The 20098-nt window shown below is 51.8% G+C and carries 18 protein-coding genes; 10 read left to right on the plus strand and 8 right to left on the minus strand.

The window, feature by feature from the left end; translation table 11 throughout:
- Positions 1 to 30: 30 nt before the first annotated feature.
- A complete protein-coding gene (gene pspF / locus H5P27_RS07540) occupies positions 31 to 1041 on the plus strand; it encodes a phage shock protein operon transcriptional activator (RefSeq protein WP_185659781.1) in 1011 nt (336 codons plus the stop codon).
- 128 nt (positions 1042 to 1169) lie between these two features.
- Here pspF and H5P27_RS07545 read toward each other — a convergent pair whose 3' ends face one another.
- Complete coding sequence (locus tag H5P27_RS07545) at positions 1170 to 2060, minus strand: LysR family transcriptional regulator (protein ID WP_221774645.1); 891 nt, start codon at positions 2058 to 2060, stop codon at positions 1170 to 1172.
- A 76-nt stretch (positions 2061 to 2136) separates the two neighbouring features.
- On the opposite strand from H5P27_RS07545, the gene H5P27_RS07550 reads away from it, so the two are divergent.
- The 6 genes from H5P27_RS07550 (at position 2137) to H5P27_RS07575 (ending at position 8976) form a co-directional block, all read left to right on the plus strand.
- Positions 2137 to 3606, plus strand: coding sequence for a catalase (locus tag H5P27_RS07550; RefSeq protein WP_185659783.1), 1470 nt, complete (start codon positions 2137 to 2139; stop codon positions 3604 to 3606).
- Between the two features lie 162 nt (positions 3607 to 3768).
- The gene (locus tag H5P27_RS07555) at positions 3769 to 4218 is read left to right on the plus strand and encodes an ankyrin repeat domain-containing protein (protein ID WP_185659784.1); all 450 of its coding nucleotides are present in this window, start codon (positions 3769 to 3771) and stop codon (positions 4216 to 4218) included.
- A 205-nt stretch (positions 4219 to 4423) separates the two neighbouring features.
- Positions 4424 to 5062: an OmpW/AlkL family protein gene (locus tag H5P27_RS07560; protein ID WP_185659785.1), complete on the plus strand. Its 639-nt coding sequence runs from the start codon at positions 4424 to 4426 to the stop codon at positions 5060 to 5062.
- A gap of 190 nt (positions 5063 to 5252) precedes the next feature.
- Positions 5253 to 6788 carry a glycoside hydrolase family 30 protein gene (locus tag H5P27_RS07565; protein WP_185659786.1) on the plus strand — a complete coding sequence of 512 codons (1536 nt, stop codon included), beginning with the start codon at positions 5253 to 5255 and terminating at the stop codon, positions 6786 to 6788.
- Positions 6789 to 6882: 94 nt separating this feature from the next.
- Positions 6883 to 7689, plus strand: a complete 807-nt coding sequence (locus H5P27_RS07570) for a sugar phosphate isomerase/epimerase family protein (protein WP_185659787.1) — start codon at positions 6883 to 6885, stop codon at positions 7687 to 7689.
- A gap of 102 nt (positions 7690 to 7791) precedes the next feature.
- Complete coding sequence (locus tag H5P27_RS07575) at positions 7792 to 8976, plus strand: MFS transporter (RefSeq protein ID WP_185659788.1); 1185 nt, start codon at positions 7792 to 7794, stop codon at positions 8974 to 8976.
- 58 nt (positions 8977 to 9034) lie between these two features.
- Here H5P27_RS07575 and H5P27_RS07580 read toward each other — a convergent pair whose 3' ends face one another.
- Positions 9035 to 10378, minus strand: coding sequence for a tetratricopeptide repeat protein (locus H5P27_RS07580; protein ID WP_185659789.1), 1344 nt, complete (start codon positions 10376 to 10378; stop codon positions 9035 to 9037).
- Positions 10379 to 10517: 139 nt separating this feature from the next.
- Positions 10518 to 11513, minus strand: a complete 996-nt coding sequence (dmeF, locus tag H5P27_RS07585) for a CDF family Co(II)/Ni(II) efflux transporter DmeF (protein ID WP_185659790.1) — start codon at positions 11511 to 11513, stop codon at positions 10518 to 10520.
- A 447-nt stretch (positions 11514 to 11960) separates the two neighbouring features.
- On the opposite strand from dmeF, the gene H5P27_RS07590 reads away from it, so the two are divergent.
- From H5P27_RS07590 to H5P27_RS07600, 3 genes are all read left to right on the plus strand, one after another.
- The gene (locus H5P27_RS07590; RefSeq protein WP_185659791.1) at positions 11961 to 13670 is read left to right on the plus strand and encodes a PAS domain-containing sensor histidine kinase; all 1710 of its coding nucleotides are present in this window, start codon (positions 11961 to 11963) and stop codon (positions 13668 to 13670) included.
- A 14-nt stretch (positions 13671 to 13684) separates the two neighbouring features.
- Positions 13685 to 14842 carry an HD domain-containing phosphohydrolase gene (locus H5P27_RS07595; protein ID WP_185659792.1) on the plus strand — a complete coding sequence of 386 codons (1158 nt, stop codon included), beginning with the start codon at positions 13685 to 13687 and terminating at the stop codon, positions 14840 to 14842.
- A 328-nt stretch (positions 14843 to 15170) separates the two neighbouring features.
- Positions 15171 to 15977: a hypothetical protein gene (locus H5P27_RS07600; RefSeq protein WP_185659793.1), complete on the plus strand. Its 807-nt coding sequence runs from the start codon at positions 15171 to 15173 to the stop codon at positions 15975 to 15977.
- Between the two features lie 4 nt (positions 15978 to 15981).
- Here H5P27_RS07600 and H5P27_RS07605 read toward each other — a convergent pair whose 3' ends face one another.
- The 5 genes from H5P27_RS07605 to H5P27_RS07625 all read right to left on the minus strand — a co-directional run bounded on the left by H5P27_RS07605 (position 15982) and on the right by H5P27_RS07625 (position 20094).
- Complete coding sequence (locus tag H5P27_RS07605; RefSeq protein WP_185659794.1) at positions 15982 to 16488, minus strand: ferritin; 507 nt, start codon at positions 16486 to 16488, stop codon at positions 15982 to 15984.
- Positions 16489 to 16561: 73 nt separating this feature from the next.
- Positions 16562 to 17500 (minus strand): helix-turn-helix transcriptional regulator, encoded by a 939-nt coding sequence (locus H5P27_RS07610; RefSeq protein WP_185659795.1) that lies wholly within the window; start codon positions 17498 to 17500, stop codon positions 16562 to 16564.
- A 127-nt stretch (positions 17501 to 17627) separates the two neighbouring features.
- Positions 17628 to 18638 carry an FAD:protein FMN transferase gene (locus H5P27_RS07615; protein ID WP_185659796.1) on the minus strand — a complete coding sequence of 337 codons (1011 nt, stop codon included), beginning with the start codon at positions 18636 to 18638 and terminating at the stop codon, positions 17628 to 17630.
- A 62-nt stretch (positions 18639 to 18700) separates the two neighbouring features.
- Entirely contained in the window at positions 18701 to 19525 is an 825-nt protein-coding gene (locus H5P27_RS07620; RefSeq protein ID WP_185659797.1) for a DUF4198 domain-containing protein, read from the minus strand.
- Between the two features lie 44 nt (positions 19526 to 19569).
- Entirely contained in the window at positions 19570 to 20094 is a 525-nt protein-coding gene (locus H5P27_RS07625; RefSeq protein WP_185659798.1) for a DUF2271 domain-containing protein, read from the minus strand.
- Positions 20095 to 20098 lie beyond the last annotated feature (4 nt).

The following is a 20098-nucleotide window of genomic DNA, read 5'->3' on the forward strand; positions in this document are numbered from 1 at the left end:
AGCCAAAAAATGGCCGAAAAAACCAATTAAATGAGCCAAGAAGACGATAGTGGATTTGAAATGGGTTCTCTGCCGGAAGCCTTGGGGGTTTCGGAGGTATTTTTGGACTTTCAGCAAAGGCTATCGGCTGTGGCCAAGATCGACCGCCCGGTGCTTCTGATAGGGGAGCGAGGAACGGGTAAGGAGTTGGCCGCGGCGCGTCTTCACTATCTCTCCCAGCGTTGGCAGGGGCCGTTGGTGGCCCTGAACTGCGCGGCTCTTTCGGAGTCCGTTTTGGAGTCGGAGCTCTTTGGACACGAGGCGGGAGCATTCACGGGAGCGGTAAAGCGTCGTATGGGGCGTTTTGAGGCCGCTGACGGCGGGACACTCTTTCTCGATGAGATCGGTTTGGTCTCCATGACGGTGCAGGAGAAAATTCTGCGAGCGGTGGAGTATGGCGTGTTTCAGCGAGTGGGTGGATCCACGTCGGTGAAAGTGAATGCGCGAATCGTGGGCGCGACCAATGCGGATTTGGCCGCCATGGCCCAAGACGAGAAATTCAAGAGCGACCTGTTGGACCGTCTATCTTTCGATGTGCTTTACCTGCCGCCGCTTCGGGTTCGTCATGAGGATATCGTATATCTCGCGATGCATTTCGCGGCTTCAATGGCGAGGGAGCTCGGACTGGAAGGGGTGCCTGAGTTTAGCGAAGCGGCTTTGGAGAGTCTAAATTCGCATGACTGGCCGGGCAATGTCCGTGAGTTGAAAAATGTGGTGGAACGGAGCGTCTATCGTTCAGATGGGGAGAAGGTGGATCGGATCGAGTTTGATCCCTTTGTGAACCCTTATTTGGCCGCTTCGGATCCGTCATCCAGCGAGCCGTCGGTCGTGGCTGACGACCTTTCGCGCCCGCTTCACGACCAGGTTCGAGACTTGGAGATACGCCTCCTTCGAAAGGCCCTGCAGGCGGCTCAATTTAAACAGCAGGACGCGGCCAACAAGCTCGGTCTAACCTACTACCAATTTCGCTCCCTTTACCGAAAATATAAGGATGAGCTTTGAGAAAAAGAAAAGGCTCGGATCTGCCGAACTAAGCGGCGGTTCCGAGCCTTAACATTTGGGGTAGGTTATTAGAATATTGCTCTTCCGTATGCGCGGGTCAAGAAGCGTTTACATTGATTTAACGATATCTAGCCAATGTTATCGTTATTTAAGCGTCTCACGAACTCCTGGGCGGCTAAACTGAGCTTTCCTCCCCGCTTTTTGAGGAGCCCAATCATGCGGCGGGGGCGGGGGTTTTTGAAATGCCGGAAGCTGATTCCGTGGGATTGGCCCGGGTTAACTGCCATCTCTGGAACGATGGCCACTCCGAGACCCGCTTCTACCATGGAAAGAAGGGTTGGTAATTGTTCGCACTCGAGTGCGCTTGCGCGGTCCTCTCGCTGGCAGGCTTGCACGGTTTGGTCTCGTAGGCAGTTGCCCTCGCTGAGGAGAATGAGCTCGCCCGCCTCGAGTGATTCGATGTTGGCCAAGTCGGTGACAGTACTCGGGTGACCAGTTGGCACGGCCAGAATCAAGTCCTCATGGAATAATTTGTTAAGGTGAAGGGAGTATTTTTTGAGGAGTGGCGCGGCGATATCGCTGACTACAGCGAATTCCAGTTCCCCATCCACAACCTCTTTCACCAGCTTGCTAGTTTGGGACTCCCGAATGGTGAGTCGGACTTGAGGGTAGTCTCGGCAGAATCCGCGTAAGAGTGGAGGGAGCAGGTAGGGAGCTATGGTCGGTATGATGCCGAACCTTATCTCGCCTGACTTCAATTCTTCCCGGGCTCGAAACGAGGAGAGGATTCGGTCCTGTTCCTCTTTTATTCGGTGCGCTCCGTCGAGGAGGAGCCTGCCGGCGTCGCTCAGTTCCACGCCTTTGGGTTTACGTACGAACAAGCTTTCTCCCAGCTCCTCCTCAAGTTTGGAGATTTGGTAGCTGAGGGAAGGCTGGCTCAGATTGCAGAGTTTGGCGGCCCTTGTGAAGTTCCCCTCCCTCGCTACGGCTAGAAAGCATTTTAATTGGCTCAATTCCATCGAATAATTCTATAGGGACTATCCAAAGCTTTTATTATATCTATTGCAAGATGTGCGCTATTATATCGGCCACATTATGAGTTCACCAAAAACCAGATTAACGACTTCGGCGGGCAATCCAATCGCCGACAATCAAAATTCTCTTTCAGCGGGTCCACGCGGTCCGCTTTTGATGCAGGACTACCAGCTCATCGAAAAGCTGGCTCACCAAAACCGGGAGCGCATTCCTGAGCGTGTTGTTCACGCCAAAGGTTGGGGAGCATTTGGAACCTTCACAGTTACCCATGACATTACGAAGTACACCTGCGCCAAGGTGTTTTCGGAAGTTGGAAAGCAGACGGAGCTCGTTTCCCGATTTTCAACGGTAGCGGGCGAGTTGGGAGCGGCGGACGCGGAACGCGACGTACGTGGCTTCTCTCTGAAGTTTTACACCGAAGAGGGTAATTGGGATTTAGTAGGCAACAACACGCCTGTGTTCTTCATCCGCGATCCCTATAAGTTCCCTGACTTCATCCACACGCAGAAGCGTCACCCTCGAACCAATTTGCGTTCCGCGACTGCGGCTTGGGATTTCTGGTCTTTGTCCCCAGAGAGCTTGCACCAAGTGACGATCCTCATGAGCGACCGTGGAATTCCTGTAGCCCCTATGTACATGAACGGGTATGGCTCCCACACCTACAGCTTCTGGAATAAGGAAGGGGAGCGCTATTGGGTAAAGTTCCACTTCAAGACTCAGCAAGGTCACAAGCACTACACCAATGCCGAAGCGACGGAGGTTATCGGCAACAGCCGTGAGACTTATCAGGAGGAGCTTTTCGGAGCGATTGAGAAGGGCGAATATCCGAAGTGGACCGTTTATGTCCAAGTTATGCCCGAAGCCGATGCGGAGAAGACAAGCTACAATCCATTCGACCTTACCAAGGTTTGGCCGCATGGTGAGTATCCGCTCATTCAGGTTGGCGAATTCGAATTGAATCGTAACGCGGACAACTACTTTACCGATATCGAATTGGCTGCTTACTCGCCGTCGAACGTAGTGCCGGGAATCAGCTACTCGCCGGACAAGATGCTGCAAGCTCGCGTTTTCTCGTACGCAGACGCCCACCGCTATCGTCTGGGAACTCACTACGAAGCCCTTCCGGTTAATCGGCCTAAGTCTCCGCTCAACCATTACCACAAGGACGGAGCGATGCGTTTCTTCACCAACGACTTCGGTTCGCCAGACGCTTATTATGAGCCAAACTCTGTCGAGGGATCTGCCAAAGAGGATCCTTCGGTGGCCGAACCGCCTCTTCGCATCTCGGGTGATGCGGATCGTTACAACCACCGTGAGGGGAACGATGACTACACTCAGCCTGGCAACCTTTATCGCATGTTCGACGATGCTCAGAAGGATCGCCTGCACCACAACATAGCGGAGGCGATGGAAGGCGTGCCTGAGTACATCGTGCAAAGGCAGCTGAATCATTTCCACAAGGCCGATCCAGCTTATGCCAGCGGTGTCGCCGCGGCGCTCGGAGTGACTTTCACGCCAAGCGAAGGTTAGCTTTTTTGTGCCGACTGGGGCGGCTGAGCACTCTGTCCCAGTTAGTCCAACAGGTTCGGGGTTTGGTTGGATTCCCTCCGTCCCTGTTTTCACAAAAAGGGGAGGCCTCTCGCTGGTTTGGGGCCTCCCCGTCCGATGAAAATTATTTAGAGGAGTACCAATATGATTTTAGACACAGTTAGCCCGGAAGAGGTAGACCGCTACGTAGAGTTGCAGGAAATGGCCGCTGACTTTGCGCGCAAAGGCGAGACCGAGCCCCTGCAAAAGATGCTGGAAGCCGGAATGCCCGCCAACTTGAGCGACGGAAAGGGGAACAGCCTCCTAATGCTCGCCAGCTACAATGGGAATGTGGAGACAACCCGCATGTTGCTAGAGTTTGGAGCTGATACCGAGCGTCGCAACGATCGTGGGCAAACTCCGCTCGGAGGCGTGGCGTTTAAAGGCTACCTAGAGCTCGCCAGTCTGCTGCTTGACTATGGAGCCGACGTCAATGCGGACAATGGAGGAGGGAAAGCTCCTCTACTTTTCGCAACCATGTTTGGCCGTTTCAAGATGCGGAAGCTTCTTAAGAAGCGAGGAGCAGTCATGTGGAGCCGTAAAAAGGCCGCTTAGTTCTGCGAGATACGCTTTCATTTTCAGACCTCCGATCAGCTAGCGCTGGCCGGAGGTTTTTTTAATGCTGGGGGCGATCTCTGCGGATTAGCTGATGTAATAAAAGTCTAAAGCTAACTGAATATAAGGTGTTTATGCCTCTAACCAGTTGACGGATAACTAATGAAGAATAAAAGGTAAGTTAATAATCAAAACCCTATCCACTATGACAAAAACGACAACTATCGGAATCGCGGCACTCGTTGCCTTGGCATCAATCTCAAACATTGCAAACGCGGCACCTGCCAAAACTTGGGAAGTGAAAGTGCGGGCGGCTTATTTGGAAACCGCGGATGAATCCGACGCCTTCTCCGCTTTGGGGATCGATTTTGCAGAGGACGCAGTTTCGGTTGAGAGCAAATGGATTCCAGAAATCGATGTTACTTACAATTTCACTGAAAACGTTCTCGCCGAATTGGTTCTCACTGTTCCGCAAAAGCATGATGTCAGCCTCGCAGGTGTAGGCAGCTTGGGTACCCTAGAGCATCTGCCTCCGACTTTGAGCGTCGTCTACGAATTCCAAAACGATTCCGGTTTTGTCCCTTACGTCTCTGGTGGGGTTAACTTCACTTGGATCACTAACAAACGTCTCAGTGTAGCTGGAGTCGAACTCGACCTTGATGATTACAGTGCGGGTCTCGCTTTGGGCGCTGGCTTCAAGTACGATCTGGGTGATAAGTGGGATTTCGACGCGAGCGTGAAGTGGGTAAATATCGACTCCGATGTTACCGCTGGTGGAGCTCGCCTAACGACCGCTACTTTGAATCCGATGCTTTGGAGTTTGGGCGCGTCTTATCGCTTCTAGGCTTTCTCTCATTTTCATTATACCCTGAGGGCTGCCATACCTGGCAGCCCATTTTTTTGCCCATTCCGACGCTTCATTAATTTCCGAGACCTGGGGACTGAAAATAATATTGCATTAATGTGCATCTTAATATGAGGTTCGATCTAACCCTGCTAGATGCTCACATCTGGTTGTAACCCCCCACTATTTCATGAATTACCCTTATCTACCTGATTCCTTTCTGAGGATGGCGCTAAGCCTTGGGCTGATTTCAGCGAGCCTGATCGGACATACCGTTATGGCGTCCGATTGGTCTTTAGAAATATACCGAACGTCGCGGTCGGGAGAGAAAATGCAGCCGGTTGATTTGGTGCATTCAGATGGCGTCAAGGCCAATGCCTTGGAAGTGTATCCAAATGATACTTATCAAAGGATAGAAGGAATTGGAGGCGCGTTTACGGAGAGCTCTGCTGCTGCTCTGGCAGGATTGCCTGCAGAGAAACGAACGGAAGTATTGGATGCCTATTTCTCGCCACAAGGAGCTGGATACAGCTTGATGCGAACTCATATAGCCAGCTGTGATTTTTCCTTGTCGAACTACACCTATGCAAGCGAAGCCGATGACTTGGATTTGTCTAGTTTCACGATCGAACCGGACCGACGTTACTTGCTGCCTTTGATAAAAGATAGCCAAAAGGTAGCAGGTGCCGATTTCAGAATCCTAGCCTCGCCATGGACTGCACCTCCTTGGATGAAAGACAACGGGACTTGGAATGGAGGAAAGTTGTTACCCCGATACAAGTCGACCTTTGCCCAATACCTTGCTAAGTATATTGATGCTTACGAAGCGGAAGGCATCCCAATCTGGGGAATTACTCCGATTAACGAACCGGAAGGAAACGGTGAGAATTGGGAAAGCATGATTTTCAATCCGCATGAAATGAGCTCTTTTATCGCGGAGCACCTAGGTCCTGTTTTCAGTAGTGAAGGAATCGATACGAAAATATATGTTTTCGATCAGAACCGGGACCACATGCGCGAGTGGGCTGAGGTTATTTTCAATGATGCAGATGCGACGCGCTACCTCTCGGGAATGGCTGTGCACTGGTACAGTAGCACAGTGTCTGTGTGTGAGGACGAATTGGATGCAGTCCACGATATGTTTCCAGAAATGGGTATCATTCAATCGGAAGGTTGTATCGACGCCTTGGGTGACGACGAGCCAATCGATTCCTGGCTAGAGCCCGATTGGTGGTGGAGGAAAGAGGCAACTGATTGGGGGTGGATTTGGGCTCCTGAGGAAACAAAGGCTGACCATCCAAAGTACGCGCCAGTCTACCGGTATGCACGGGACTTAATCGGTGGTCTTAACCACTGGATGAGTGGATGGATCGATTGGAATATCGTTCTCGATTTTCGAGGTGGGCCAAATCACGCCAGCAATTTTTGCGGAGCGCCGGTCCTGGTGGATGCGGAAAGCGGGGAAGTTTTCTACACCCCTCTTTATTATGTGATGAGTCACTTCAGCCGTTTTGTTAGGCCGGGGGCGAAGCGTATTGGCCTTGGGGATACGCCTGATGGCCTGTTGGCGACTGCGGCTTTGAATGTAAATGGAACGGTTGTTGTTGTGGTGTTGAACGATAGTCCAGAATCAAAGGTATTCGAATTGAAGTTGGAGGGCTTTTCCCAATTTGTCGAAGCTCCGGCCGAGTCGATACAAACCATCAGGTTGAGCAATGCGGATTAGGTGAAATTTCGAGCGGTTTTGACCTTGTCCTGAATTCTTCTGAGAGAGGTCGAGGGGGCTTGCTCGTCTTGAACGAGGATGTTGTTCTCAAACGATGAAACGTATTATTGCCCTGACCCTAACGACCCTTTGCCTTTACATCTCAAGCTTACAGGCTGCTCCGCAACTGGGGCTTCAATCCTGGACTTGTAGAAACATGACTTTCGAGGAGACGGTGGAGTTCGCCGCCGAACACGGAATCAAAAATATCGAATTTTTCAGCAAGCATCTGGACCCGAAAGACTCCCGAGAGGCATTGGTCGAGAAAAAGGCATTTTTGGAAAGTCGCGGAGTTCGGGCTTACTCGATTGGAGTTAGTCATACCACTACTGATAAGGCTGAAAACCGGAAGCTCTTTGAGTTGGCCAAGCTTTTCGAAATGGAAGTCATCGTAGTGGAACCGGGTGACCAAATGATCTGGGGAAATTTGGAGGAGCTGGTTAAAGAATATGACATCAAGCTGGCTGTTCATAACCATGGGACTGGCACAACCTACGGAAATCCAGCAACCGTGAAAGCGATCCTTGCCGAGAGAGATCCTCGGATTGGCGTCTGCATGGATATTGGCTGGGTGACGGCGGCTGGTTTCGATGCGGCTGCGATCTACAAACGTTATGGAGATCGCGTGTACGACATGCATCTTAAAGATAAGCGATTGGACAAGATGGATGCTCCTGGTCGCCCACGGGACACATTTATTGGCTTAGGCAATTCGAACTATGCCGAGTTAACAGAAGCGATCCTCGAAGACGATTGGTCGGGAGTGATGGCAATCGAGACTGATAGCGGAGAGTTTGCCGCTGATCCGACAGAGTTTGTAAAAGCGGCAAAGCTCTTTTTCGAAGCGAATTTCGAGGAGTAATTTTTTTGTTTCCGAGCGAGTGCCCAGCTTGCGCTTGGGTATGAGTGGATTCGCGCGTTGCAAAGGATCGAAGCTATCCGATGGTGTGCGTGTCCGCTCCGCATGAACTCCCTCAAGTTCCAATATTTTTTCCTCTATGGCTCTTTTGCAGCAGTTCAGCCCTTTGTCGCTCTGCTGTTTAAAGAGCGAGGAATGGACGAAGAGCAAATGGGCTATGCCATGGGAATGGCTGGCTGGGCGATTATGCTCAGTCCAGCGGTAGTCACCGCGCTGGCCGATCTTCATCTCAGCCCCCGTCGATTGTTGGCGGCGCTTTGCTTGATAACCGGAGGGGCTTTGACGGCTCTCCTGTCTTTCTCCGGCAATTGGCCTTTGGTAATTGGCTTTTTCGTTTACTCGCTCGGGGTCACCGCGGTTTTGCCCTTGCTAGATGGAATCTTTTTTGGCGTCCAGCGGATGCAGGGAGAACGCGGAGAGCCGGAAACACATTACAATAAGGTTCGAGTGTGGGGAACCTTTGGATACATGGTTTTGTTACTCGCTCTGTTCTACCCCATGGAACGGGTAGGCGAGGTCGCTTTGGCTCTCTGGTTTGGGGTTGGTTGTTTCGCCATCCTTTTCTTACTCTCCTTTTTGCTACCGGATCGCGGCCGGCGAGAAGCGAAGAAAGCTGCCGAAGGGCTTCCCACAAGCAAGGCCCTTCTAGTCCTCTTCAATCGGGAGAATATTCTGTTTTCGGCTGCCATGTTTTTGCTGCTGTCCTGTTCAGCGGCGTATCATACGATGTATCCAGTTTTTCTGGCAGAGGACCTTGAGTTGGAGACACATTGGGTTGGCATCGTCATTATGTCCGGAACGATAATCGAGGTGTTTTGCATCCTTGGTCTGACCCGGTTGGAGGATCGCTGGGGCTTAAGAGTCGTAATGCTGGGTGCGATTTTCCTCACCCTCGTCAGGTTCGGCTTAATGTACGCCTATCCCAATTTGACAGTAGCGGTCGGGACCCAGGTTTTTCATGGGGCCATGATTTGCGCTATGCTGGTGGTTCCTCCCAACTACCTGAATGGTTTGGCGGATGACTCGAACCGCAACTCGATCCAAGGGGTCTATACGATGTTGATTATAGGCTTATCAAAATTTGTGGGCACTGCGATTTCCGGCCATGTTGCAGCTGTTGACCAACGTTACGTTCACCTGCTTTGCCTGCTACTTACTGCTGCCTCGCTGGTATGCTTGTGGTATGGATTCCGTCCCAGGCAGGAGTCGGATTTATCAAGCCGAATTTGAGCTTATTTATGGGCATAAAAAAGCCGCGACTTGAAGGTCGCGGCTGGGGGAAGAAGGGTTATTGCGTGGGCTCGGCGGTTTTCTTGAGCTCTTCTAGCACGCTTTTCAGAGATTCGATTACTTCCGGTTTCGGGCTATCCGATTTCTCGATTCGGGCGACCGCCTCCTCGACAGTTTTCTCAGCCGATTGCCGCATCACTTGATCAGGTGATTCCATGTTTAAGTTATCTCGCACGAACTCTGGCAGGAAGTGTGGCTGTTGGGTGCAGTAGAATGCGCAACCGAGGTGGAAAAGGTGTTGGGCAGACTGGCGGAGACCCTGAGCTCCCTTTTGCTCCCAGAACTTTACGAGCGATAGACCGTCTTCTAGAAGATCCGAAGCTTTGTCGTGGATTTCCTGTTGAGCTTCCGGCTTCTGGTTGCCGATCAGCATGCCAAAGGCGTGGCAAAAGGAGCGGCGGGCGCTGAGTGAAATTTCTGCTGCTACGAGGTGGGTCTTTTCGTTTGGCTCTGCGATTTTCAGGGCGAATTCGGAAGACTTGATCGTTTCCTGAACTGTCTCGGGTGTCGGTTTTAGCCGGCTGAATAGATTCGCTCGATTGGCATGAGCGGAGCCCATCTCGATCGCGAGGCGCGGATCGTTCTTTTCCTTGATGGCTGCGATTACGCGAATGGTTTCGTCGAAAGAGGCGATCGCTAAGTCCAAGTGACTCTTTTCGGCGCTCCACATGAGGGAGCGGCCAAGGCTGGCCCTGATACCTGCTATCAAGGCGCCGACGGGAGCTTCTTCGGCGGGCATGCCCTCGATTACCTCGAGTGCTTTTTCGTAGGCGTCGATGGTACGTTGCGCGGGCTTTTGAGGATTGCTTAGTCGGGCGTAGACGTTGCCGAGGTTTAGCCAAGTGGCGGCGAGCTGATGCTGGAAACGTGGAGTTTCCTTCCATGGGAGTTGTTCGAGGAGGGTGATCGATTGGCGGAAGCAATCGGTTGCCTGTTCCATGGTCTCCTTGTTGGGCACGCGGGATTGGGTATGCCCGATGTTGCCCCAAACGGCTGCGATGTCGGCTTTGTGAGATTCTCTCTTATCTTTGATCTGCTCGAAATGCTTGATGGCAACCTGGTAGCCGGCGATCGCCTTCTCGATTCCGTCCTTCGTATCGGAATTTGAAAGGGCGTTGGCTTTACCCATTTCTGCCCACCCGAGAAGGTGTTGTTTACTGTCTGACTCTTCGATCTCGGGAGCGTTAAGTAATGTGATCGCTTCCTCGAAGCCTTTGACGGCTTCAGCGAAAGCGGTGCGGTCTTTGCGAGCGATAGCGTCAGCTTGTGCGATTGCCTTGCGTGCTGGCTCCAAGGCGTCAGGAGCTTCGTTGGCGGGAGGTTGATTCTCTGGTTTGTCCACGGAAATTTGCAGGGTTTGTATTTCTTACGGAAAAGCTCGGGAGGGTGGGGAGTGTAGGCCGAATTGTGAAGGGTTAATTTCTTCGCTATCCGTTGCCAGGTTTGCGGGCTGGCTTGTATCGAAACGTAAGGTGTCAGTCTCAATGCGTGTGTCTGCCGTCCAAAACCTCGATGGTGCAGTGTACGATCCCCAACTTTTCGGGGATCTGATGCTTGTAGAAATCTGGCGTTTTCGGATCGGAGCTAAGAATGGAAAAGGTAGCGTTTAAAATGCCGGGACCGATCGACCAGATGTGCAGATCCACGACCTTGTCGCTTTCTGACTCCAAGGCTTGCCTCGCTGAGGCGACTGTTTCCGCTGGCGCTTGGTAGTCTAGTATGGTTTGCGAGGTGCTCCGCAGCAGTCCGATTGACCAATTGGCAACTAGGACCGAACCGGCAATGCCCATGACCGGATCCATCCAGATCCAACCGAAATACTTAGCCCCAAGGAGTGCGACGATCGCAGTAACGGAGGTGAGGGCATCGGCCATAACGTGGAGATAGGCGGACCTCAAGTTCTGGTCCTCATGGTCATGAGGATGATCGTGGTCATGATGATCGTGATCATGGTCGTGCTCATGATGATGGTGGTGATGATGACCGCCGTGGTGGTGGTGACCGTGACCATGGTCATGCCCGTGATCATGCTCGCCGAGAATCAGCATGCTGGCTCCGTTAACAATGAGACCGATAACGGCCACTCCTATCGCCCAGTTGAACTGGATTTCGACTGGGTTTAACAAGCGGTCGAAGCTTTCCCAGAGCATCATCAACGCAAATCCAGCCAATAACAGGGCTCCGGTATAGCCGCCTAAGGCGTTCACCTTGCCGGTGCCGAAGCAAAACCTCGGGTCGGAGGCGTTTTTGCGAGCGTATATGTAAGCGATGGCTGTGATCGTAAGGGCGGCGCTGTGGGAGGCCATGTGTAGGCCATCTGCTAGCAAGGCCATGGAGCCAAAGAGCGAGCCAGCGCTAATCTCGACAACCATCATCACGAGGGTGATGGCAATGACGATCAGGGTCTTCTTCTCCCCTGTTTTTTGCTGATCTTGTCCGAAGACATGGCTGTGGCTGTAACTGGGCTGCTGGTCCATGAGTGCTAAATTTGAAAGGGTCTTCGAGCGTGTCTGATTTGCGAGCGAGGCGCAAGCTGGGGGATCGGGTTTAACGTGCAGGATTTGTTACTAGGATGGATACAAAAAGAGGCGGACCGCTGTGTGCAATCCGCCTCTCCTCTAACGACTGTGTGTTTCCGAAAATAATTCTGGGGACAATATAGCGGTTAGCGTCGATCACCTCTACTCCGATCGGGATTTCAGTTGCCCCAATCGGGATTTGCGCGATTTCGCGGAGGTTTTGTCTCAGATTTTGGTGTTAAGCCCTAACGATTTCGCAAAGAGCTTGTTAATCGTATGGCCTATCAGGGAAGCGCTTCAATGAAAGTCCGAGCAGGACGATGGCTAATGAGTTGTCCAATTGGCCTTCTTGGGGAAGCGAGGCTTCTCTACCCTAGGGCTGACGACATCTTAGCAGAAAGAGCGATGAGTAAAATTGACCTAAACGAAATGCAGACGGAATGTCCGGTAGATCCTCATTTGGTATCGAGTCTTAGTGCCCATTTCGCGGGTCGAGGAGTGATAGGGGAGGAATCGTTGGGAGTGGCCTTCGAGTATCCTAGCCTGAGAGTTGCGTTTATCAATAAGGTTGCCAGCAGGGTTTTGAATCCACGTTTCGATGGACCGGAGGACAGGGAAGTCTACGATTTCAGTCTGGAGGACATTATCTCAGTGCATGACCGCCGTCGGTTTAACGCCAATATCTTTCCGATGCTCAAGGTGACAGAGAGCTGGATGGGGGATTTGGTCATACGGGATTTGAGAGGAGGGGATATACCGGTTCGTTCCCAATTGTGGATAAGCTCTTTTGAGCAGCATACCCCTTCTAAGTTCCTTTTTATGAGATGCGATCCGAGATCTGACTTTTCTTTCAAGAACATGAAGGGATGGCAGGACAGGGAACTCCTGCTCGCATTATTGGCTCACGCTCAAGACGCGATATATTTTAAGGATAAGGAGAGTCGTTTTCTGCGCGCCAGCTCTTCCATGATTCGTCGTTTCGGTCTGACTCATCCTCACGAGATAATTGGCAAGACAGACTTCAACTTCTTCGGAATCGCTCACGCGGCGGAAGCCTACGAAGACGAGCAGAATATCTTGAAGACCAAGATTCCTATCGTGGGAAAGGAAGAAAGGGAGGTTTATGAGGATAAGCCGGACACTTGGGCTTCGACTACCAAGCTCCCTCTTTACGATGAGTCGGGAGAAGTGATCGGTACTTTCGGGATATCCAGAGATATTACCAAAAAGAAAAAGGAGGAAGAGGAGAGGAAGGAGTTGGAGGTTCGACTGCAGTTGGCCCAACGCTTGGAGGCAATCGGGTCTCTCGCCGCTGGAGTGGCCCATGAGATCAACACACCTACTCAGTTTGTCTCGGATAACGTAAAGTTCCTGAAGGATTCCTTCACCGACTTAATGGAGATTGTGTCTGCCTGCAGGGGATACATCAAAGAATCGAAAGCTCATCCGGAGCAAGTGGAGGAGCGGAGTGCGTTGCTTCAGCTTATCGAAGATCGAGATCTTGATTTTCTGGAAGAAGAGATTCCGAAAACTTTGGAAGAAAGTTCGGACGGTTTGGAGCAAGTCGCTAAGATTGTGGGGTCTATGAAGGAATTTTCCTACCCTTCGTCGTTTGAAAAGGGCAAGGCCGATATCAATAGAGCCATCGAAAATACTCTTAATGTTTCCCGCAATGAATGGAAGTCGGTGGCCGAAATTCGACTGGAATTAGACGAATCCTTACCGGAAGTTTTCTGTCATGTCGATGAGCTAAAGCAGGTTTTTCTAAACCTGATCGTGAATGCGGCACAAGCAATCGAGTCGGTGCGGAGCGGGATGGGGGAGATTTGTATCAAGACCTCGTTTGATAAGGGATATGTCTGTATTGAGGTTAAGGATACGGGAGAGGGTATGGATCAAGATGTCCTCTCTCGGATCTTTGAGCCTTTCTTTACTACCAAGGAAGTGGGTAAGGGGACTGGTCAAGGTTTGGCTATGGCGCGTAGTGTCATCGTTGAAAGACACGGTGGTGAGATCGATTGTAGAAGCGAATATGGGGTGGGATCTGTATTCAGAGTAAAGATACCAGCGGACGAGATTGATGCGCGTCATGCAGGCGATTCAAGTGTTAACTAGTCTTAAGCAAACATATGAAAGTACTTTTTGTAGATGACAACGCTAGTGTTTTAGCGGCTTTTCGTCGAAACATGAGGAAGCGTTTTGATCTCTTTATAGCGGAGTCTGCGGAAGAAGCGTTCACAGTCTTAAAAGAGCATGGCCCTATCGATGTGATCGTATCAGATATGAAGATGCCGGGGATGAACGGAATCGAATTTTTGGAAAAGTCTATCGAAATGTCTCCCGACTCCGAGCGTATCATGCTTACGGGGAATGCCGACCAAGAGACGGCGACCGAAGCGGTGAATCGAGGGCACGTTTATCGTTTTTTGAATAAGCCCTGCTCGGTGGAGGAGCTCGTAGAGGCGATCAAGGATGCGGGGCATCATCACGACCTAATGAAGCTTGAGCACGACAGTGTAGAGGAAACAGTCTCCGGTTGTGTTAAGATGCTTATGGATGTACTCGGACTTGTGGCACCCTTCGCCCTCGGTCGAGGGCAGCGTTTGAAATCGAGCCTCATACCCTTTTTGGAAGCGATACAGATGAAAAGTATCTGGCAGTATGAGGTTGCCGCTTTGCTATCATCGGTTGGTTATACTTCACTTCCCGAGGAGATTATTCGGAAACTCGAGAATGGAGAAGATCTCAAGCCGAGTGAGAGTGAGATTATACGAAATGTTCCGGAGGTTGGATACGGACTGGTTTCATCAATTCCTCGTTTAGAAAAGATAGCTTCCATCATCCGCTACCAGCGGAAAAATTTCGATGGGACTGGATTTCCAGAGAACGATACGAAGGGGCAAGCCATTCCTTTGGGGGCACGCCTGCTCAGGGTTTTCGAAGACCGCATGGAGTTAGAACGTGAGGGAGTCGCTGGTTCTGAAGCTCTTAAAAAAATGCTAGATAGGACGGGGTACTACGATCCCAAGGTTTTAGAGCTCTGCTTCAAATATTACCCAGACTATTTGTCCACGGCGGTATCAAAAGAAAAACCGGTACTTACTTTGGATCTCAGAGAGTTGAAGCCTGGATACGTAATCGTGTCGGACGTTTATTCATCCTCCGGGCTCCTGTTGGTCGAGTCGGGAAACTGGTTGACGGAATCTACGATCCAACGAATCCGGAACTACGCCAAGCTTGGAGAAGTGAGCGGCCCTTTCTATGTGCAAACCCAAGAGGTAAGATAGGTAAGGGGGGCTCGTGTCCGATGGCTTTGCTTGTCAAAACGAACCGTTGGCTAACAGAAGTACGAACAACAGTGCGAGCGGGATTAGGGAGAGGACGGTAAAGGTGATGTCTTCTTTGCGTTTGGTTCTGGGAGCAGGGTTTCCTGTCATTTGCTTAGCCTTTCCTTTCTGATATGGGGGGGGCAGCTTAGCTTTTTCACAGGGATCGGGCTACCCTTTCACGGATTAGATAGACTCCAAAAAGTATTTTGGGTTTTACTGGTGATGGCCGATGTGGATTCTTCGAGTTTCCGTGAAACGCCTTTTGTTTTCGTGTGTCCCAAGTCCGATGCGTACTCTTCTCGTTGCATCGTTCCTCGCGATCATTCCTCAAATAAACTCGGCTTTGGCGGTAGATGATTCCTTCCAAGGTCGAATCGACTATCAAATCGACTCTGGCGGCTTGGAAATGAGCTATTCTATTTGGTTGAAAGGCTCTCTTTGGAAAACGGAGCTGACGGCTGGGGGTCAGCTCTACGAAACCCGACTGGGCAATATGGAGACGGGAGAGGCCTATATGGTTAACCCTGGAGGCGAGAGTTATCGGGCGCTCGGTCCTGGCGGAATGGGAGGTCCTGGCGCGATGGGCGGTCCGGGTGCCGGAGGTCCTCCTCCAGGCGGTAAGAAAGGGAAAAAGGAGAAGGAGCTAGATTTGGAGAAAATCGTTCTAGTGAAAGACGAGCAGAAGGAGATCCTGGGTACGGAAACTTCCTTAGAAGTGTTGAAAGGCCCTGGGAAGAAACTGAATTTCTGGTGGACCGGGGAGGGGGTTGCCTTTCCAGATCAAGCCTTGCCTCGTTTGAAGGGCTTCGAGGAAAAGAACATGGCACTGTCTCTCTACAGTAGGATGCACACCGGAGTACCTTTACTTATCGAAGTGGAAGGAGCTAAGGGGAAAAACGCCTTTTCTTTCGCAGCAGTGGCTATCGAACCGATGGAGCTAGAGGATAGCTTTCTGTCCTTGCCAGACGGTTACACTCAGGAAGCGGGCGGCATGCCCATGGGAGGTGGAGGCGGAGGTAGGCCTCCTCGTGGCGGAGGCCCTGGTGGTGGCGGTCCCGGGGGACCGGGCGGCGGAATGGGCCCTGGGATGTAGCAGGCTACTCGCCCTCTTCTCGTGGCCGATTGGCCGCGATATTGTCGAGCATCAGCATCGCGTCGGGATTTCCCTCGGCGCGTTTTAGCTTCTCGATCATGTCTCCAACGTTTTTCTCTTCCTCGACTTGTTCATCCAAGAACCATTTCAGAAAGGAAACTGTGGCGAAGTCGTCGGTCTGGATCGCGATCTTGTAGAGATTGTTGATTGCGGCAGTTACTTTTTTTTCCTGAGCGAGACTGGTTTCGAAAACTGCTAGCGGAGAGCTGAATTCGTACTCAGGCGCTTCGATTGCGGGAAGAGCGACCGTTGCCCCTCGATCTAGAAGGTAAGTGTAGAACTTCATGGCGTGCACTCGTTCCTCATCGCTTTGTAAAGACATCCAACTCGCGAATCCATCCCAGGAATTCGCTTCGAAATAGGAGGACATGGAAAGGTACGAGTAGGAAGCTTGAAATTCCATACCGATTTGGGCGTTCAAGGCGCTGGCGAGTTCGACGGGTAGATTCATGGGACGAGACTAGCTGGCTAGGAACCTAGTGTCGAGCGTTAGAGGAACTTTAGGCTACTTGAGCGCGATTGTGTCAGCGGCTGGAAGGCAGCAACTCGCTTGGATTCATACCGAATGCCTGTTTGAAGGCTCGTGCGAAGTGACTCGGGTTGGAGTAGCCCACGGAATTCGCGATTTCGATTACAGACTTGTCGCGTCGCTCCAGCATCTCGCGAGCTCGTTCCATGCGAATTTGTCTTAAATATCCGAATACGGTGGTACCGTAGTGCTCTTTGAAGCCTCGCTTAAGCTTAAATTCGTTTAAGTGGACCGTGCGGCTTAGGCTGGCGATGGAGTGGTCTTCGGAATAGCGATCGCTCATGATGCGAGCCGCTGCGGCTAGGGCGATGGAATCCCGAGTATCTCTAATTGGCGCGATCGCCCGGCATGGCGAAAAGAGCGGTTGGTCGAGTATCAGCACCAGCCATTCGAGAGACTTTGATTCGATCATCAATCGCTCGCGGGTATTGTTCCCCTCGAGTCCTGCCAGTTCTTCGGCGATGGATAGGAGTCTTCCCGCGCTCGAGTGGCAGCTTAGGTGAGGTTTTGCCTCGTCAATAAGCTCGGGAGAAATGGTGTCGGAGAACCCGGTCAGTTCTGCGGTAGCCTGCTGGTCGAAACCGATCCAAAAGACCTCGCTCGCCTCTTCGACATGGAACTCGAGAGGCTCCTGGGCAGGCTTAATAAGCAGCCAGTCGCCCGCATTGGGCTTAACGCGTTTTTCTCCGTGTTGGATCAGCTCCACGGTTCCGGAACAGATGAAGGCTATTTGCAAAAAGGAGCGAGCCGGCCAGTTCAGTCGGCCTTGTTGGAGGTTTGAGAGCGAGGCTCTCACAAAGGTCATCCCGGGTCGCTGCTCGAAGCGCTTCATCGATACAGGATGAGCTCCGGGTACTCCGTCCGATCGTGAAGGAGCCTTGAAAGGACAATAAGTCGTTTCGATTTTGGCTGGCTCTGTTTGATCTTCCATCATGTCGCATCCCCCGTGGCGAGCGGGTGCGGCACATGAAGCAAGGAGCCCTAAATTCTGTCAATTGTAAATGAGACTCCTTCGCAAGAGCAAGGCGGCTAATGCGAGCCGTAAGTTAGCGAAGGGCCAGTCAGTTAAGCATAGTCTCTGCTGCTGGAGAAAATTCTTCTCCTGTGTGATCTAGGAACACGGCGGCTAGGTTCCGTTTTCTGGCAAAAATCAACCCTTGCTCTTTTCCCATGAGAAATAGGGCGGTGGCGTAGGCATCTGCGTCCATGCAGTTTTGGCTCATGACGGAAACGCTTAACAGAGGAGTTTTCTCGTTTGTGGCCTTTGGATTAATGAGATGTCCGATGGGCTGGCCATCTACGATGTGATAGCGAAGGTAGTTTCCTGAGGTGGCCAATGCTATGTTGCAGAGGGCGATTCGCGTTTCCGGCAACCTTTGCCTGATTTGTAGATCCCGAGGTCTGTCGAGGGCAAACAGCCAGGGAGCTCCGCTAGGTTTGCAGCCCAGACCGCGGGCTTCGCCACCAATCTCGATCGTAAAGTTCTTTTGCCCGGCGAAGACCAGCGATTCGAAGATGAGGTCAACTGCAAAACCTTTAGCGATGGAGCAGAGGTCTAGCCCAAGGTTGCCAGGTTGTAGCACGCTACGAGCCTGGGTGTCTGTTTTGATCTGCCCAAAGCCAGCGGCGGTCATTGCCTGTTGGACGGAGGGCGAATTGTAGGCAGCTCCTGGGCTTTCGGAAGGGCCGAAACCGAGCAAGTCTATCGCATGGGCAAAAGTTGGGTCGTAGAGACCGTCGGTTTCTTTGGCGATCTCCAGAGCTCGCTGCAACACGCGGAATGCCTCGGGTCTGAATGCGATCCATTCTTGAGGGTTGCCGGCGTGAAATTTGCGGAGGTCCGAATTCGCTTCCCAAGGACTCATCTGGAGTACAACTGTATCCAATGCCTGGAGAACTAGGTTTTTGATTTCAGCTAATTCCAGTGAAGTGTGCCCCGACACATTGACGTTCCAATGGGTGCCCATCGTTTCTCCCGAAAGGGAGTGCACCTTCCAGTTGTCTTGGAAGGCGCCATGCCTGGCCGAACTGATATCGGAGGGTATGAGCAGTCGAGTCTCGGTAGCGTTCATTTCAACAAAAAGGCGATCCTGTCATAGATCGCCCGTTTGATTTCAACTTAATTCAGTTTTAGCTATTCAGGTAAAACTTCCACTACGAGCGTGTAGGAAGCCCCTCTTTTCACCTCATACCCGTGGAATTCTCCGCCTGCGATCTGGGTGGATCCATTTATCCAATACCTGCCTGCTTGGTCCCAGCTTACTTCAATTAAGCCTTCAGAGTCGCTTTCCAACTCTAGGGATCCCTCGGTATCACGATAGCGATCGTTTCCTTTCACGACCGTGATCTTCTGGCCGGAGGAGGGTTTGCCATCAAGGAGGACACGGAATTGGGCTGTTTCTCCTGTGTAGAGATCGTTAGGGTGACTAATGAATTCCAGCTCCAGTCCTTTGCCCGAAGGAGTGATGTCGGTTGGTTCGCCGGCGGATACATAGGTTTCAACTCGGTTGATGTTTTTGCGAAGCTGCAAATCCTCCATGGAGGCTAGGTCCATCGCTGCGAATTCCTTATCGGTGCCGCGCTTACGTTTTTTCTCTCCGTCTTCGGTCCAGGATGCGAACATCATGCCGCCTCCACTGTAGATCCGGTAAGTCCCTTGCTCCTTTAACTGCAATTCGAAGGAGGAGCGTATTTTGCCTTGAGCAGGGCTTTGTAGCTCCAGCTCTTGCCCGCTTGGGCTGATTGCGTGTACTCCATCGAGACGCAGGGCTACGTGGTTGGGATAGAATAGATTGTTGGATACGGCTGCTTCGAAGGAAACCCACTGGTCCTCTCCAGATAGTACGGTATAGGACGGGAGAATCCAAAGCCGGTGAGCTGAGGCTTGGCCGACTAGGCCGACTAGGCCGAGCACGGTGAGCAGGATGGCGAATGCCTTTGAAGTGCGGTGTAGTTTCATGACGATTTGGTTTTGTATTCAAAATATAGCTACGATTGTTACTCTTAGTTCTCGATCTTTAGGTTTACCTTGCCGAGCTCGCGTTCCCCGGCATCCGAAGCTTCGACCGGGTTTCCGCTTTGCCATTGGAAGGGGATGCGAATGAGTTCTCTGCCTCCTACTTCGCGGCTGGCTTCAACGACGAAGAAATAGGATCCACTCGGCTTCGAGCTCAGGTCAGTCGCGTTTAGGTCGACGGAAATCTCATGTTCACCAACTGGTTTGGTGGGGCCGCTTACTCCATCTACTGGCATGTCGACGGAACGCCCTCCTTTTCTCCACCATTGACGCAGGTCCTTTAACCAGGTTTCCCCTTCGCGATCCCGCATCTCCGTGTCGTACCAAACCGCGAGGTTGGCGATGAGCTCACGTTCCTCGGACTCTATCCATGCGGCGACGTAGGGACGATGGTACTCTGCCACGTCCAATTGTGGGATTTCTATCTTGGCTGTTAGCTGCCCAGCGGAGGCGGAGCTTACCACTGCGGGAACGCTTAGGGCTACCAGTGTTTTTGCGGAGCTGTTTTTCATGTTT

Source organism: Pelagicoccus albus (assembly GCF_014230145.1).
Lineage (GTDB): Bacteria > Verrucomicrobiota > Verrucomicrobiia > Opitutales > Opitutaceae > Pelagicoccus > Pelagicoccus albus.

Excerpts from the sequence above, each read along its gene's own strand:
- pspF (WP_185659781.1), top strand. The coding sequence starts at position 31 with ATGAGCCAAGAAGACGATAGTGGATTTGAAATGGGTTCTCTGCCGGAA.
- H5P27_RS07545 (WP_221774645.1), bottom strand. The coding sequence starts at position 2,060 with ATGGAATTGAGCCAATTAAAATGCTTTCTAGCCGTAGCGAGGGAGGGG.
- H5P27_RS07550 (WP_185659783.1), top strand. The coding sequence starts at position 2,137 with ATGAGTTCACCAAAAACCAGATTAACGACTTCGGCGGGCAATCCAATC.
- H5P27_RS07555 (WP_185659784.1), top strand. The coding sequence starts at position 3,769 with ATGATTTTAGACACAGTTAGCCCGGAAGAGGTAGACCGCTACGTAGAG.
- H5P27_RS07560 (WP_185659785.1), top strand. The coding sequence starts at position 4,424 with ATGACAAAAACGACAACTATCGGAATCGCGGCACTCGTTGCCTTGGCA.
- H5P27_RS07565 (WP_185659786.1), top strand. The coding sequence starts at position 5,253 with ATGAATTACCCTTATCTACCTGATTCCTTTCTGAGGATGGCGCTAAGC.
- H5P27_RS07570 (WP_185659787.1), top strand. The coding sequence starts at position 6,883 with ATGAAACGTATTATTGCCCTGACCCTAACGACCCTTTGCCTTTACATC.
- H5P27_RS07575 (WP_185659788.1), top strand. The coding sequence starts at position 7,792 with ATGAACTCCCTCAAGTTCCAATATTTTTTCCTCTATGGCTCTTTTGCA.
- dmeF (WP_185659790.1), bottom strand. The coding sequence starts at position 11,513 with ATGGACCAGCAGCCCAGTTACAGCCACAGCCATGTCTTCGGACAAGAT.
- H5P27_RS07590 (WP_185659791.1), top strand. The coding sequence starts at position 11,961 with ATGAGTAAAATTGACCTAAACGAAATGCAGACGGAATGTCCGGTAGAT.
- H5P27_RS07595 (WP_185659792.1), top strand. The coding sequence starts at position 13,685 with ATGAAAGTACTTTTTGTAGATGACAACGCTAGTGTTTTAGCGGCTTTT.
- H5P27_RS07600 (WP_185659793.1), top strand. The coding sequence starts at position 15,171 with ATGCGTACTCTTCTCGTTGCATCGTTCCTCGCGATCATTCCTCAAATA.
- H5P27_RS07605 (WP_185659794.1), bottom strand. The coding sequence starts at position 16,488 with ATGAATCTACCCGTCGAACTCGCCAGCGCCTTGAACGCCCAAATCGGT.
- H5P27_RS07610 (WP_185659795.1), bottom strand. The coding sequence starts at position 17,500 with ATGATGGAAGATCAAACAGAGCCAGCCAAAATCGAAACGACTTATTGT.
- H5P27_RS07615 (WP_185659796.1), bottom strand. The coding sequence starts at position 18,638 with ATGAACGCTACCGAGACTCGACTGCTCATACCCTCCGATATCAGTTCG.
- H5P27_RS07620 (WP_185659797.1), bottom strand. The coding sequence starts at position 19,525 with ATGAAACTACACCGCACTTCAAAGGCATTCGCCATCCTGCTCACCGTG.
- H5P27_RS07625 (WP_185659798.1), bottom strand. The coding sequence starts at position 20,094 with ATGAAAAACAGCTCCGCAAAAACACTGGTAGCCCTAAGCGTTCCCGCA.